Genomic DNA, 15,049 nt, shown 5'->3' with positions numbered 1-15,049 from the left:
GCTCAGCTCTCCGCGATCTCACTGGCCCAGCCAAGCTTGTCGCGGCAGGTGGCGTAGAAATTGTGATCAGTGGGGTGGATCAGCCGGATTTTGAACGGCTTCTTGATGATCCGGATGATGTCGCCGGGCGCACAGGCAATGTTCATCTGGCCGTCAAAACTGATCTGCGGGTAGGTTTCGTTGGTCTCCCCGATCACCAGCTTGATCTCGCTCTTACCGTCCACCACGATCGGGCGGCTGCTCAAGGTGTGGGGGAACATGGGCACCAGCACCACGGCATCCAGCTTCGGGTGCATGATCGGGCCGCCGGCGGACAGGGAGTAGGCGGTGGATCCAGTGGGGGTAGACACAATCAGGCCGTCCGAACGCTGGCTGTACACAAAATGGCCGTCAATGAACAGGTCAAAGCCGATCATCCGGGTGGACTTGCCCGGATGCAGCACGACGTCGTTCAGGGCGCTGCCATAGCCCAGGGGTTGCCCGTTGCGTTCCACGTGGCCGTCCAGCAGAAACCGGTTCTCCTCGATGTATTCCCCTTCCAGCACGCGGGCGAGCCGTTTTTCCAGCTCCGACGGCGAAATGTCGGTGAGGAACCCCAGCTTGCCCCGGTTCACCCCGAGCAGGGGCACCTTGAACTTGGCGAGCTCCCGGGCCGCACCCAGCAGGCTGCCGTCGCCGCCCACCACGATCACCAGATCGCAGATCTCACCCATCAGCTTTTTGCTCGCCACCTGCAGCCCGTGGCCCGGTATCATATTCGCGGTGTCCTCTTCGAGAATCACCTGATAATTATTGGCAAGCAGATACTGCTTGAGCTGACGCAGGGTCTCGACCACCTTGACACTGCCCATGCGGCCGATAACGCCGATATTACGGAACTGATCCATGCGGTTTCCTGTGCTGTCGGATTCGGCGGCACCAAAAACGCGGCCGACCCGTAACGGACTGAAGTCAGGCGTACAGTGTATCGAAACTGGCGGGGAATCGAAAAAGGGAAATCCGAAACCGGGCCTCAGCTCTGGCCCTGATGGCTCGGGCACCGATCGTCACGGCCAGGCACAAAGTCGGACGGCTGACTGACCCGGAGCAGCGGCTCCTCACAGGCGGTGCCTTGATCGTCCGTGTGCTGGCACACCGGATGCTCATAGTGGGAAAGCCACTCGCGATAGGCCGGTTCGCTGATGCCGCAGCGTTCGGCGGCGTAGGCAAACGGATTGGTGAAATAGCGCTCAATGTCATCGTAAGGCAGCGTCACGTGGCCGACACCGGGGTGGTAGGCCACCAGAAACACCGACTGCTTGCGCAGCTCCCCGAGAATGGAGTCCTCTGGCGGTTCCCGGTCGCGCACCTCATCCAGTTCCTGCTTCAGGGCGACGATTCGCTCGTCCCGCAACTCCAGTTCCCGCTGGCGACGATCCAACTGCTCCCTCAGCAGCACCAGCTCGGCGCCGGCGTTGGCTTCCTGCCGGCTCTGCTGATCGCCCACCGTCTCCAGCCGCTCCTGCATCGCCAGGTACTGCTCGTTGCGCTGCGCCAGCCTCGCCTTGAGCTGCTCATTGCTCAGCCGCTGACGCTGCAACTGCTGCTCCACAGACGCCAGCTCCGTGCGCAGCGCCTGCAGTTCCAACCGGTGCTCCCGCTGCAGTTCCGCCAGGGTATCCCGATGGACGCTTTGCAGGGTTTTGATGCGCAGCCGTTGTTCCCGGATGAGCTGGGCCAGCCGGGCGCGGCTCTGGCGGGCCTCCGCGGACTCGTCCTCGGCATCGGCGCCGGCCGCGCCGTCGGCCGCAAGCACGGGAATATCCTCGCGGGTCGAGGGTTCAATTTTGCGGAATTTGAGGCGATTGGCGTCAACGGCCTTTCGGATGGCCTGGAAGTGATTATTGCCCGGGGTCATGTCCGGATCCCAGAGGTCATCGGCGTAGGCCGGATCCGGGCACTGGCTGCGACACACCAACCGGATGGGACCTGCGCCCATGTCCGGCCCCTTGGCGCCGTTGCGGGCCAGGGCTTCAATCGGCACGTTCCAGTGCGTGTCGGCCCGGCCCTCTTCATCGAACCAGATGCGGAAAAACACCAAAGCCCGCACCAGCAGGTCCGGACCCTGTTGCACCAGCACCGCACGCACGTCGGTCTCCGCGAGATCGGACAGGCCAACGTAGCCGTCCAGGAACGCGCCAAACTCCGACGCCCGCATCTGCCGGTCAACCCGGCCGTCCTCAATGAAAAAGACGGCGGAATAGCCGTCAGGCGCCGGTGCGGCCGCTGCCATGGTGTCTTGCTCCGAACATCGGGGGTGAATTCTGTCCAGATAGTCTAGCCAGACTCGCCCCGATGCACAGCCCAAAACTGCAACGTTTTGTGATCAGATCGCCGCCGCCAGCCGGCTACCCTGGTTAATGGCCCGCTTGGCATCCAGCTCGGCCGCCACATCGGCACCACCGATCAGGTGAACCGGCAAGCCCGCGGCTTCCAGGCCCTGCTGCAGTTCCCGCAGGGGTTCCTGACCGGCGCAGACGATGATGGTGTCCACCTCAAGCAGGCGATCCTCTCCGTGCTCGGCGCCCTTGGGCGTCACCGTGATATGCAGCCCCTGGTCGTCGATCTTCCGGTAGGTCACCCCCGGGACCATCTGGACCTGCCGGTTCTTCAGGGACGTGCGATGAATCCAGCCGGTGGTCTTGCCCAGATTTTTGCCCACCTTGGAGGCCTTTCGCTGCAGCAGGAATACCTGGCGCGCCGGCGCCGGCACCTCGGGCTCAACGCCTTCAATACCGCCGCGATGCGCCACGGTCAGATCCACGCCCCACTCTTTCATGAATTCGGCGGTGTCGAGGGCGGCAGAGGTGCCCTGGTGCACGATAAATTCGGAGACGTCAAAGCCGATGCCTCCGGCGCCGATCACCGCCACCCGCTGGCCCACGGGCTTGCGCTCCAGCAGCGCGTCCAGGTAACCGATCACCTTGGGGTGGTCGATGCCCTCAATCTCCGGGGTGCGCGGCTTCACACCGGTGGCCAGCACCACCTCGTCGAAACCGCCGGCTTTGAGGTCCTCGGCGCTGACCCGGGTGTTCAATCGGACGTCCACGCGGTGCTTGTCCAGCATCACCCGGAAATAGCGCAGGGTCTCGTAGAACTCCTCTTTGCCGGGAATGCGCTTGGCGACGTTAAACTGCCCGCCGATCTCGGAGCCGGCGTCGAACAGGGTCACCCTATGGCCGCGCTCGGCAGCGACCGAGGCAAAGGCCAGCCCTGCAGGGCCGGCACCCACCACCGCAATGGACTTGGGCGCGGCGGTTTTCACGTAGGCGAGCTCGGTTTCATGGCAGGCACGGGGGTTTACCAGGCAGGACGTCAGCTTGCCACCAAAGGTATGGTCCAGGCAGGCCTGGTTGCAGCCAATGCAGGTATTGATTTCATCGGACCGGTCTTCCGCCGCCTTGATCACGAACTCTCCGTCCGCCAGGAACGGGCGGGCCATGGAGACCATATCGGCATCGCCTTCGGCCAGCACTTTCTCCGCCACTTCCGGCGTATTGATCCGGTTGGTGGTCACCAGCGGAACGCTGACCTCGCCCTTCAGGCGCGCGGTGACCTTGGTGAACGCGGCACGGGGAACCGAAGTGGCGATGGTCGGTACCCGCGCTTCGTGCCAGCCGATACCGGTGTTGATGATGGTGGCGCCGGCCTTTTCGATTTCCTTGGCCAGGTGCACGACTTCATCCCAGGTGCTGCCGTCTTCCACCAGGTCCAGCATGGACAGCCGGTAGATAATGATAAAGTTCTCACCCACCCGTTCCCGCACACGGCGGACGATTTCCAGTGGCAGGCGGATCCGGTTCTCGTAGCTGCCCCCCCACCGGTCGTCCCGGTGGTTCGTGCGGCTGACAATAAACTGGTTAATAAAGTACCCCTCGGACCCCATGATCTCGACGCCATCGTAACCGGCGCGCTGGGCCAGGGCCGCACACTGGGCGTAGTCGTCGATCTGCTTCTGGATACCGTCTTCGTCCAGCGCCTTCGGGCGGAACGGATTGATCGGCGCCTGGATCGCGGATGGCGCCACCAGCGCCGGGGAATAGGCGTAGCGCCCCGCGTGGAGGATCTGCATGCAGATCGTGCCGCCGGCCTCGTGCACCGCTTCGGTGATCACCTTATGTTGGTCCGATTCCTCTTCCGTGGTCATCTTGGCCGCATGCTGGGCCACCGCGCCTTCCATGTTCGGGCCGATGCCGCCGGTGACGATCAGCCCGGCGCCACCCCGGGCGCGCTCCGCGTAGAACACCGCCAGACGCTCGAAACCATGCTTGGCTTCTTCGAGCCCCGTGTGCATGGAGCCCATCAGGGTGCGGTTGCGAAGCTTGGTGAAGCCCAGGTCCAGCGGCTCCAGCAGGTGCGGGTACTTGCTCACGCCCGGTGTGGTGGTCATGTCCGTCTCCTCATCATTGGGTATGGCGCAGGGCCTCAGTGCTGTTCATCAAATTACCCGGCGCTGCTTGCACGCACAATATCCAAAGACCACAATATTGTATCTTTAAACAACACCGAGCATCTGACCCCATGGCCGAGAGCCTCAACCCCACTCAGCCCGCCCCACAGCCACGCGCACGCCAGAGACCCTCCCTGGGTGATATCAGTACGCTGTACGTCGCCGTCCTGCTTCGCGCCGCCGCTGCCGAAGGGGCAAATGCGGATGCACTGGCAACGCAGTTTCGCGTCGACGAGCGCGCCCTGGTGTCGCCGGAAGCCCGCATCAGCATTCCCCGCTTCATGCGCCTTGGGCACGCCGCCATTGCCGAGACGGGTAATCCGGCGCTGGGGCTCCGCAGCGGCGCCCTGACCCGACCGGTCGACGCCGGCATCGCCGGGCTGGCGGCTGAGACCGCGGCCACAGCCGGTCAGGCCCTCTCAACCCTGATCCGTTTTAGCCTGCTCACCAGCCAGAACAGCCGGGGCCTGCCCTCGGTAAACCCCGGACAACGGGTCGCCCGCTTTTATTCCATCCAGCCGTATAACGAGTACAACCGCTTCGTCGTCGACTCGGTGCTGGCGGGATGGACCCAGATGCTCAGAACCGTGACCGGCCGCTTCGACGTGCTCGAGCGAGTGACCATGGAATACTCGTCTATTGGGCTGGATGAGGTGTTTGAACGCTGGTTTCGGTGCCCGGTCGAGTTCGGCAGCCCGGAAAACACGCTGGTGATCCGGGAGAGCATCTGGCAGCACCCCTGCCAAATGGCCCAGCCGGCGATGCATGAGCACCTGGTTCGGTGGTGTGAACAAGCGCTGGAGCGGCTTCAGAAAGGATGGCGTACCTCAGACCGCGTCCGGCACCTGATCACGCCCATGCTCCGCGGCCAGACCCCGACTCTGGAGACCATCGCCTCGCGCCTGGGAACGACGCCGTGGACCCTGCAAAGGCACCTGAACGAAGAGGGCACGTGCTTCCGGGACCTGCTCGACGACACCCGGCGCAGCCTGGCGGCTGACTACCTCAGTGAAACGGGAAGTTCCCTGTCCGAGATCGCCTGGCTGCTTGGATTCGCCAACCCGCCCGCGTTTCACAAGGCATTCCAGCGTTGGTACGGGATGAGCCCGGGGGAGTTTCGAAAACAGCCAATAAGCTAGCCGATGATACAAACGATCACGGCAGGACAAACGCATTTGGAAAGACAAAAACATCAGGAAGGAAAGTGGCGGAGCGGACGGGACTCGAACCCGCGACCCCCGGCGTGACAGGCCGGTATTCTAACCAACTGAACTACCGCTCCGCGCGGGTTGTCACAGCTTGCCGGATGCGAGACGCCTGAGGCGCTGACCTGGCTCGGTGACAACGAGGGCGCATTATAAAGACGGCCCCGAGCATGTCAACGGATTTTCAGAAAAATCCGGAAAATGTTGTCACATGGCGTCGACCATGGCGTCCTTGCCCTGGGCCGTGCGGCGGTATTCGATCGGCGTCATGTTGGACCAGCGCTTGAACGCCCGGTAAAACGTGCTGGGCTCGGAGAAGCCGGTCAGATAGACGATCTCATCAATGGATTCATCGGTGGTCGCCAGCAGTTGCCGGGCCAGGCGGTAGCGGAAATCCGCCAGCACCTGATTAAAACTCGTTTCAGCTTCGGTCAGCCGGGTGCGCAGGGTGCGCGGCTTAATGCCCAACCGCTCGGCTACGGCATCCAGGGTCACCTCCCCGCTGTCGAGCAACTCGGCAATGATGCGCTCCACCTGGCCGACGATGTCCTTTTTCTCCAGGCGGGCGACCTGCTCGCTGGCAAATCGCTCATGGAGGTCCAGCAGTTCCGGCTCGGCGTGGGGCGATGGGAACTCCAGCAACTTGGCCGGAAAATACAGGCGATTCTCGTCGGCACCAAACACCACCTCGCAGCCGAGTACCTCTGCCACGTGGTCCTGCCCCGATTCCCGGACGTGCTCGAATTCCACGCGGGACGGGTAGAACTGGCCATCGGTGATCGACCGGAAAAACGTGATCAGCCCCTGCACAAAGCACTCGTTGAAGTGGCGCAGCCGGCGCACGTCCTCCGACGCGGTATCCAGGATCATGCAGGCGTTGTCGTCTTCGATGAAAAAGTCGGTATTGGCCGCATCGCTGAGAAGTCGCTGGTACGCCTGGGCCCGAAAAAGCCCCTCCCCGAACGTGGGGCTGCTGAGGAACAGGTATTCCAGCACCTGACCTTTGTAGGCCGGCAACAACTGACCCAGGTGCAAACCAATGTCGGGATCCCCGGACACGTCCTCCAGCGCCTGCCAGAAGTACACCTGTGCGTTGTGGGGTGTGCGCAACTGATCGGTATAAACGTAGCTCTCGTCTACACCCAGGCGACTGAACACCGTATCGGTGTCGACGCCCTTTTTTTTCATTGCCTCGTAGATCAGGCGCAACATCACGCCCGCGTCACGTAGTTCCTGCATAAGATCCCGCTTTTTTCTAGTTATGGGTACAACCGTGAACCACTTTGACCCGACCGACTGCACGCTGGGCGCGGCAGGCCAATGCCGGCGATGGCCGGGTCTGCAAGACTCGGGCGGCATTGACAAAGGCACCACCCGCCTCGAACGTTTAGAGCATATCAGGCCACAAGGAGACCTGCACCATGCCGAAGCCGTTGATCTACCACACCACGCCTCCGGCTCTGTTGCCCCTGTTTGCCCGGGCCCTGTTTTCCCGCGGTTCTGCTGCCCACGACGCAACCCGCACGCCGGACATCCCGCCCCTGGAGGCAAAACTCATTGGCGCGGACACCGGAGGGGCCAGTCTCGCCCGCTACCGGGAGGTCTGCGGCTTTGCCTGCCATCGGCATATCCCGGCCACGTGGCCCCACATCCTTGCGTTTCCTCTGCACCTGACGCTGCTGACGGACAAGGCGTTCCCCCTGCCCCTGCTGGGCCTGGTGCACCTGCGCAACCGGATTACCCAGCACCGGGCGATCGGCGACGGCGAACCATTGGATATCCGGGTGCGTTTGGGGGCCGCTCAGCCCACGGACCGTGGCATCGAGTTTGATCTGCTGACCGAAGCAACGGCGGCCGGCCGCGTGGTGTGGGAGGAAACGAGCACAAACCTGTTCCGGCAGCCGGGAAACACGAACCCAGCGGACCGGAAAACACCGCCCCCGGCGCTGGTATCGATGGCGAATCGGTTACCCCTGGCTGCGCCGGAGGCCATTGGCCGCCGCTACGCCGCCGTCGCAGGCGACCGCAACCCGATTCATCTGCACCCGCTGAGCGCGAAGGCGTTTGGTTTTCCCCGGGCGATCGCCCATGGTATGTGGAGCCAGGCGCGGATTCTGGCGCTGCTGGAAGCGCAGGCGGGATGGCAGGGGCCGGCATTCACCGTGGACGCCCAGTTCAAGAAGCCGCTGTTCCTGCCCGGCCAGGCGGAATTACAGTGGGAGGCGGATCAGGACGGCTGGGACTATCAACTGCTCAACGCCAGCGGTGACGCGCCCCATCTGACCGGCCGCATCCGCTGGCGCACGTAACCTGCCGGCGGATGCGTTAGCCAACTGCTGCCGTGGGCTACTGAGGGTCGCTGGCGCCGCAGGGCGTGCCACTGGCCCCGGCCACGGCCACGGGCAGGGTAAACCAGAACAGGGCACCGCCATCGTCCGGTCGCTCGAATCCGATGTCGCCACCCTGGGCCTGAATCAGGGAACGGCACGTGGCCAGGCCAATGCCCATACCTTCATCCTTGGTGGTAAAAAACGGGTGGAACAGCTTGTCTTCGGCGCCCTCAGGCAGGCCAACGCCGTGGTCCCGGACCTCCACGCGAACACAGCTGTCGCCTGCGAGCCTGGCGCTCACCTGCACCGGCGCCGGAGCCTCCACTGAGCGGGTCGCTTCCAGGGCGTTGCGGATCAGGTTGAGGGCTACCTGCTGGACCTGAATCGGGTCCGCCAGCACATCCGGAGTGCCCTCGGGCACCTCGACATCGATGCCGCCCTCGTTGTTGCGCATGTCCACTTCCGCAAACTGGCGGGTGTCCTCCAGCAAGGCCGGCACGGACAGCACTTCCTTGCCGGTGGCCGGCTTTTTCATGAACCGGCGAATCCGGCGAATGATCTCGCTGGCCCGGTGGGACTGCGCCTCAATCTTGTCCAGCGTCTCCTGCAACAGCGGCAGATCCGGCGTTTCCTTGGCCATCATGCGTTTGGCCACGCGGGCGTAGTTGGTGATGGCGGTCAGTGGCTGGTTCACCTCATGGGCAAAGCCGGCGGCCATTTCGCCCATGGTGGTCAACCGGGAGGTGTGGGCCAGTTGGTCCCGCTGCTCCTGAACCAGTGCCTGGGCGTCCGCCAGGGCCTGTTCGTTGGCCAGTTCCGCGGTAATGTCCCGGAACACCACCACAGCGCCGTGCAGTTCGTCGTTATCCTGCTTTGGCGTCGCCCGATACTCCGCGGGGAACCGGCTGCCATCCACCCGGCGCAAGCTGATGTCCCTCTGGCTCTCGGGCACGCCCTGCGCGCAGGTGGCTCGCACCGGCAGGCTTTCCCGGCAGTCGCCAGCGGTGGCGAAATGCAGATCAAAGAAGTTCTTTCCCACCAGTTCGTCGGCGGGCGCACCCATGATGCGTGCGGCGGCAGGATTGGCGAATTCGATCACGCCGTGTTCGTCCAGCCCGTAGATGCCCTCACTGATGGCGTTGAGGATGCGGGTCTGGTCGCTCTGCAGTTCGCGGTTGCGGGCCTGCAGCTCCCTTTCCAGGCGGATCATGCGGGCGTGGGTGCGCACCCGGGCAATCACTTCCTGGGACTGGAACGGCTTGGAGATGTAATCCGCGCCACCGAGGCTGAAGCCCCGCACCTTGGCCTGCAGATCGTCCAGGGCGGACAGGAAAATCACCGCGCAGTCCGCCGTCTGGGGATCGGCCTTGAGCCGCTGGCAGACTTGGTAGCCATCCATCTCCGGCATCATGATGTCGAGCAGGATCACTTCCGGCTGGTGACGATGGGCCAGGTCCAGCGCCTTCTCGCCTTCATTGGCGATCAGCAGCCGATAGCCTTTGTCCTTGAGGGTTTCGTAGAGAACCTTCAGGTTCTGCGGGTTGTCGTCAACCAGCAGAACCGTCAGGTCACAGTTCTCACTGACAGCTTCAGTCATGGGGTCGGACCGGTTAGAACGTGTCGCCATCATGCCGGTGCGTGGCGGGCTAGTCGATAAGGTCCTTTACGGACAAGACCATACGCACCAGGTGGGCCAGGGAGTGGGTGCCCATCTTGTGCATCACACGGGAGCGATGGATCTCCACGGTGCGCTGGCTGATTTCCAGCTCAATGGCGATCACCTTGTTGGCCTGGCCGGCAATCATGCGGTCCATGATCTCATGTTCCCGGGGCGTCAGGCTGCGGATGCGCCGGATAATTTCCTGCTTCTCATCCAGGGTCTTGCGCTGCTCCAGGTCCTGGGCCAGCGCCGCCTCGATTTTCTCGAGCAGGGCCTCCTCACGGTAGGGCTTCTGGATAAAATCCACGGCGCCCTCTTTCATGGCGTCCACCGCCATGGGCACGTCACCGTGACCGGTTACAAAAATGATCGGCAGAATGGAGTGCTTGTCGTTCAGCTTCTTCTGGAGCTCCATGCCGTCCATACCCGGCATTCGGATATCCAGCACAATGCAGCCGGCCATCTTGTCGGAGTAATCCCGCAGAAAGGCGTTGGCGTTCTCGTAGGTCTGGACCGGCTTGCCATCGGATTTCAGCAGCAGCTCCAGAGAGTCACGCACCGCCTCATCGTCTTCCACTACGTATACGGTCTGCTGGGTCTCTGTCATGAGTTGGATCTCTCCTGTCCGTTTTCTTGTGATCGCCGGTCAGTGAATCGACGGGTCCTTGTGCTCCAGGCGGGCCTGCTCCTGGCGCTCGTTTTCCCGCATTTTTTCAAGCCGCTGCTGGATAATGCCAAAAACCGACTGTTTGGGGTACCGCCCTTTATCATCGGCTTTGCCGGCCGGGCGCCCGAGCAGCAGCGTGATGGCCTCTTCCACATGGGTCACCGCATACACGGCAAAGCGGCCCTTGCGCACGGCCTCCACCACGTCGCTGTCCAGCATCAGGTTCTGCACGTTGGTGGCGGGAACAATCACCCCCTGGTCTCCGGTCAGCCCGCCCTTGAGCTGGCACGTGACAAAAAACCCTTCGACCTTCTCGTTAACGCCGCCTATCGGCTGCACTTCGCCAAACTGGTTGACCGACCCGGTGATCGCCAGTTCCTGTCGCACCGGCACGCCCGACAGTGACGATACCAGGGCCACCAGTTCCGCCAGCGAGGCGCTGTCGCCGTCCACTTCGCCGTAGTTCTGCTCGAAGGTCAGGCTCGCAGACAGGTGCATCGGGTCGTCTACCGCAAACCGGGACGACAGCCAGGAGGTCAGGATCATCACGCCCTTGGAGTGAATATTGCCGCCCAGCTTCACGTCCCGCTCGATATCCATCACGCCGCCGTCGCCGTAATAGCAGGTGGCCGTTACCCGATTGGACAGGCCAAACTCATAGCCGCCCGTGGACAATACGGACAGCGCGTTCACCTGGCCCACACACCGGCCAGTGGTGGACACCAGCGTGGTACCGTCGCGGATGGAATCGTAGAACTGGTCCCGGATGCGGCTGCTGCGGTAGCGGGCGCTTTCCAGGGCCCGTTCCACATGCACGTCGGAAATCATCTTCGCCTGGGCCTGGCGGGCCCAGTAATCGGACTCCCGCAGCAGGTTGGCGATGTCCGCGGCGTGCAGGGACAGCCGGTCCTGGTGCTCGGCCATCCGGGCGCTGTGCTCGATGACCCGGGCCACGGCCTTGTGGGTGCAGTGCAGCAGTTTCTTCTCATTGACCAGGCTGGCGATGAACTTGGCGTACAGCAGCTGGCTGTCGTCGGTGCGGTACATTTCGTTCTCGAAGTCCGCGGTCACCCTGAACAGCTCGGCGAACTCCGGATCGTATTCCTGCAGCAGCAGCCAGGTTTCCCGGTCGCCAAACAGCACGATTTTCACCTCCAACGGCACCGCCTCAGGTTCAATGGAGATGGTGCCTGAGAGCGTCATTTCCCTCTCCAGGGAGTTGATCTGGAGGGCCCGGGCCCGCAGCGCTCGCTTCAGGCCGTCCCAGACAAAGGGCTGTTCCAGCACCTTGATGGCGTCCATCAGCAGATAACCGCCGTTGGCCTTGTGCAGGCTGCCCGGGCGGATCAGGGAAAAGTCGGTGAACACGGTGCCTTTGTAGGTGACGTTCTCAACGTAGCCGAACAGGTTGTGGTAGGTGGGGTTGTCCTCCACGATCACCGGCACTTCGTTGGTTTTCTGATGGACCAGCAGGTTGATCAGGTAGCGACGGGGCATTTTCTTGTCGAGGGACGCGTAGGCAATGGCCGCCTGCTCCTCACCGTCGTCCAGGAAAATGTCCAGATTCTCCGCGAGGTCTGCACGCACCGCGTTGAGGTAGGCCACCACATCCGGCAGCCCGGCGTAACGCGCTACGAGCTCGTCGAACTGGTGGCCGATGATGCCCTCAAGGGTTTCCTGGTTGAGGGCCTGCTGCTTGTCCGCGTATTCCTGTTCCCAGTCCGCAATTTTGCGCAGCGCCTGGCGCAACTGCTTCTCGAGTTTATCGATCGCCTGCTCAAAGCGGTTCTTTTCGGTGTCCGACAGCGCCTCAAAGGTCTCGGCGGTGTGCGGCTCTTCGCCGTTCATGGCTACCAGCCGGTAGCCCCCCGGAGTGGTCACGGTCAGGCTCACTTTCTTCTTGCGGGCCTGGGAGGCCACCTTTTCCAGGGCGTCTTCCTGCTTCTTGCCGTATTCGTTCTTCAGTTGCTCTGCGCGCTCGACAAAGCTGTCGCTGTCGAAGGTCTGGGGAATCACCTTCACCAACCGGGTCATCAGCTTGTCCATATCCTGGCGCAGTTGGGCGCCCTGACCGGCCGGCAGCTTGAGCAGCGTTGGCGAGCGGGGGTCTTCGAAGTTGGCCACATAGCACCAGTCGTGGCTTTGCTGCTCGGTGTCCACGTGGTGCTCCAGATACCGGAGCATCATGGTGCGCTTGCCCAACCCGTTGCGGCCCACCGCGTACACGTTATAGCCGCCATGGGGCATCGCCAGCGCAAAACGCACCGCCTCCTGGGCACGATTCTGGCCAACAATCTCCGCCAGGGGCTCAAGTTGCCGGGTGGATTTGAACGGCAGATCCTTCAGAACGCAGGCTTTGTACAACTGATGCAGGGGCAATGGCTTCAAGGTGTCTTCCTGTTGCAACGGATAACGGCTTGATTGGAAAGTCTTTGGCCGCCCATTGTAGATTCTGGGGGCCGTTCTGTCGCCTGTTGGGATGGAATGGGTGCTTCACGACCGTCATCAGGCCAAGGGGGCAGACGCGGGCCGTTGTCAGATAACGCCGGCGTCCAGGCTGGCAGCCAGGGCCAGCCCGAGGTCCCGGCACTGGCGCTCGAAATCCGGTTGATAGTCGCCCCGGCAGACCAGAGGTGCCTGCACCTGGCGCCATCGGAGGCCAGTGGTGATGGTGTCGATAGCCCGGCAGGTGCCGGTGCCGTCGTGACCGGCCCGCACATAGTAGGCGAATGGCAGGCCTTGCGTGTGTTCCAGGCAGGGGTAATAGCAGCGGTCGAACACGTCCTTGACGAGCCCGGCCATGTATCCAAGGTTTTCGGTGGTGCCGAGGATGATTGCATCGCAGGCCAGAATGTCGTCCGGCTGCGTCTCGAGGGGCGCCCGAAGCACCACCTCAACAAACTCGATCTCGGGACCGCGGGCGCCGCTGACCACCGCGTCCCGCAACCGCCGCGTGTTTGGCGACGGCGCGTGGGCGATGATCAACAGGCGCTTCACAGCGGGCTCAGAGCAGCTCGCCGTTGGCTTCAGCCGGAGCTTCTGCGGCGGCCGCCTCTTTCTTGACCGGCTTGGGCATCAGCTTGTCCCGGACCTTGGCTTCGATTTCCTGGGCGATGTCGAGATTGTCCTCCAGGAACTTGCAGGCGTTGGCCTTGCCCTGGCCGATCTTGTCGCCGTTGTAGGCGTACCAGGCGCCGGACTTGTCCACGAAACCTTCCTTCACACCCATGTCCAGCACCTCGGCCATGTGGTAAATGCCCTTGCCGTACATGATCTGGAACTCCGCCTGCTTGAACGGCGGTGAGACCTTATTCTTGACCACTTTCACCCGGGTCTCGTTACCGACCACTTCGTCGCCGTCCTTGACCGCGCCGATACGGCGGATATCCAGGCGAACAGAGGCGTAGAACTTCAGCGCGTTACCACCGGTGGTGGTCTCCGGGCTGCCGAACATCACGCCGATCTTCATCCGGATCTGGTTGATGAATACCATCAGGCAGTTGGCGTGCTTGACGCTGCCAGTGAGCTTACGCAGGGCCTGGGACATCAGACGCGCCTGCAGACCCACGTGGCTGTCACCCATCTCGCCTTCGATTTCCGCCTTCGGCGTCAGCGCCGCGACGGAATCTACGATGATCACGTCCACCGCGTTGGAGCGCACCAGCATGTCGGCGATTTCCAGCGCCTGCTCACCGGTATCCGGCTGGGAGACCAGCAGCTCATCGACGTTCACGCCCAGCTTCTCGGCGTAAATCGGGTCAAGCGCATGCTCGGCGTCCACGAAGGCACAGGTCTTGCCCTGCTTCTGGGCCTCAGCAATCACCTGCAGGGTCAGCGTGGTTTTACCGGAGCTTTCCGGACCGTAGATTTCCACGATCCGGCCGTACGGCAGGCCGCCAATGCCCAGGGCCACGTCCAGGCCGAGGGAGCCGGTGGACACCGCCGGAATCGCTTCCCGTGGGTGGTCGCCCATTTTCATCACGGCGCCCTTGCCGAACTGACGTTCAATCTGACCGAGCGCAGCGCTCAACGCTTTCTTGCGATTGTCTTCCATTGGTGCACACCCCTCGAATGCCTGTATATTTGCACAGTATTAAAACACATGCGAACGGGCAGACCAACCCCCTTTATCAGCCCGCTTCCCAACCCGCACGGGAACCGCTTCACATCCGGTCGATGTAGTCCGCCAGACGCACCAGCGCGAACAACACCGACTGTCGCCGGACCGCCTCCCGGTCGCCATCAAACCGTCGCATGGTGGCCTCGGTGCGTTCCGGCGTTCCCCAGGCGAACCAGACAGTGCCAACCGGCTTTTCGGGGGTGCCGCCGCCGGGGCCGGCCACGCCGCTGGTAGCCACCGCCAGGTCCGCGCCCGCCAACCGTGCCGCACCGGCGACCATCTGGCGCACTACCGGTTCGCTCACCGCACCGTGGTTATCCAACGCCCTGGGCGCCACACCCAGCACCGTTTCTTTCGCCTGGTTGCTGTAGGTCACCAGACCGGCCAGGGTGTAGGCAGAGCAGCCGGCGCGGTCGGTCAGCACCTTGGCGACCCAGCCGCCGGTGCAACTCTCCGCGGTGGCAACGGTGAGCCCGGTTGCCTCCAGCTTCAGGCCCAGCTGTTCACCGGCCTCCTGTAACTGCTGGTCCGTTACAATGGTGGTCATCTGGCCGTTCTCCTCTGGTTGCTGACAGGCG

The 15,049-nt window shown here is 63.0% G+C and carries 12 protein-coding genes and 1 tRNA gene; 2 read left to right on the top strand and 11 right to left on the bottom strand.

Annotated features, from left to right (window positions below; genetic code table 11):
* Positions 1-2: 2 nt before the first annotated feature.
* From V3388_RS12955 to V3388_RS12945, 3 genes are all read right to left on the bottom strand, one after another.
* On the bottom strand, positions 3-887 hold the full coding sequence (locus V3388_RS12955; protein ID WP_336367996.1) for an NAD(+) kinase: 885 nt from the start codon (positions 885-887) through the stop codon (positions 3-5).
* 125 nt (positions 888-1,012) lie between these two features.
* Positions 1,013-2,272, bottom strand: coding sequence for a DNA repair protein (locus V3388_RS12950; RefSeq protein WP_336367995.1), 1,260 nt, complete (start codon positions 2,270-2,272; stop codon positions 1,013-1,015).
* 93 nt (positions 2,273-2,365) lie between these two features.
* A complete protein-coding gene (locus tag V3388_RS12945) occupies positions 2,366-4,429 on the bottom strand; it encodes an NADPH-dependent 2,4-dienoyl-CoA reductase (RefSeq protein ID WP_336367994.1) in 2,064 nt (687 codons plus the stop codon).
* 131 nt (positions 4,430-4,560) lie between these two features.
* Between V3388_RS12945 and V3388_RS12940 the strand changes: the two genes are divergently transcribed.
* Positions 4,561-5,628 carry an AraC family transcriptional regulator gene (locus V3388_RS12940; RefSeq protein ID WP_336367993.1) on the top strand — a complete coding sequence of 356 codons (1,068 nt, stop codon included), beginning with the start codon at positions 4,561-4,563 and terminating at the stop codon, positions 5,626-5,628.
* Positions 5,629-5,694: 66 nt separating this feature from the next.
* Here V3388_RS12940 and V3388_RS12935 read toward each other — a convergent pair.
* Positions 5,695-5,771, bottom strand: a tRNA-Asp gene (locus tag V3388_RS12935).
* A 130-nt stretch (positions 5,772-5,901) separates the two neighbouring features.
* A complete protein-coding gene (locus V3388_RS12930) occupies positions 5,902-6,933 on the bottom strand; it encodes an AraC family transcriptional regulator (RefSeq protein ID WP_336367992.1) in 1,032 nt (343 codons plus the stop codon).
* Between the two features lie 182 nt (positions 6,934-7,115).
* Between V3388_RS12930 and V3388_RS12925 the strand changes: the two genes are divergently transcribed.
* A complete protein-coding gene (locus V3388_RS12925; RefSeq protein WP_336367991.1) occupies positions 7,116-8,003 on the top strand; it encodes a MaoC family dehydratase in 888 nt (295 codons plus the stop codon).
* A 37-nt stretch (positions 8,004-8,040) separates the two neighbouring features.
* Here the strand turns inward: V3388_RS12925 and V3388_RS12920 are convergent, their stop codons facing one another.
* The 6 genes from V3388_RS12920 to V3388_RS12895 all read right to left on the bottom strand — a co-directional run bounded on the left by V3388_RS12920 (position 8,041) and on the right by V3388_RS12895 (position 15,018).
* A complete protein-coding gene (locus V3388_RS12920) occupies positions 8,041-9,621 on the bottom strand; it encodes an ATP-binding response regulator (RefSeq protein ID WP_336367990.1) in 1,581 nt (526 codons plus the stop codon).
* A 49-nt stretch (positions 9,622-9,670) separates the two neighbouring features.
* Entirely contained in the window at positions 9,671-10,291 is a 621-nt protein-coding gene (gene fixJ, locus V3388_RS12915) for a response regulator FixJ (protein WP_336367989.1), read from the bottom strand.
* Between the two features lie 39 nt (positions 10,292-10,330).
* Positions 10,331-12,739 carry a Lon protease family protein gene (locus tag V3388_RS12910; protein ID WP_336367988.1) on the bottom strand — a complete coding sequence of 803 codons (2,409 nt, stop codon included), beginning with the start codon at positions 12,737-12,739 and terminating at the stop codon, positions 10,331-10,333.
* 147 nt (positions 12,740-12,886) lie between these two features.
* Complete coding sequence (locus V3388_RS12905) at positions 12,887-13,348, bottom strand: flavodoxin family protein (RefSeq protein WP_336367987.1); 462 nt, start codon at positions 13,346-13,348, stop codon at positions 12,887-12,889.
* 7 nt (positions 13,349-13,355) lie between these two features.
* Positions 13,356-14,405: a recombinase RecA gene (gene recA, locus V3388_RS12900; RefSeq protein WP_336367986.1), complete on the bottom strand. Its 1,050-nt coding sequence runs from the start codon at positions 14,403-14,405 to the stop codon at positions 13,356-13,358.
* Between the two features lie 109 nt (positions 14,406-14,514).
* A complete protein-coding gene (locus V3388_RS12895; protein ID WP_336367985.1) occupies positions 14,515-15,018 on the bottom strand; it encodes a CinA family protein in 504 nt (167 codons plus the stop codon).
* Positions 15,019-15,049 lie beyond the last annotated feature (31 nt).

The organism is Marinobacter sp. C2H3, assembly GCF_037080155.1.
GTDB lineage: Bacteria > Pseudomonadota > Gammaproteobacteria > Pseudomonadales > Oleiphilaceae > Marinobacter.
This window is presented reverse-complemented; position numbering and strand designations above follow the sequence as displayed.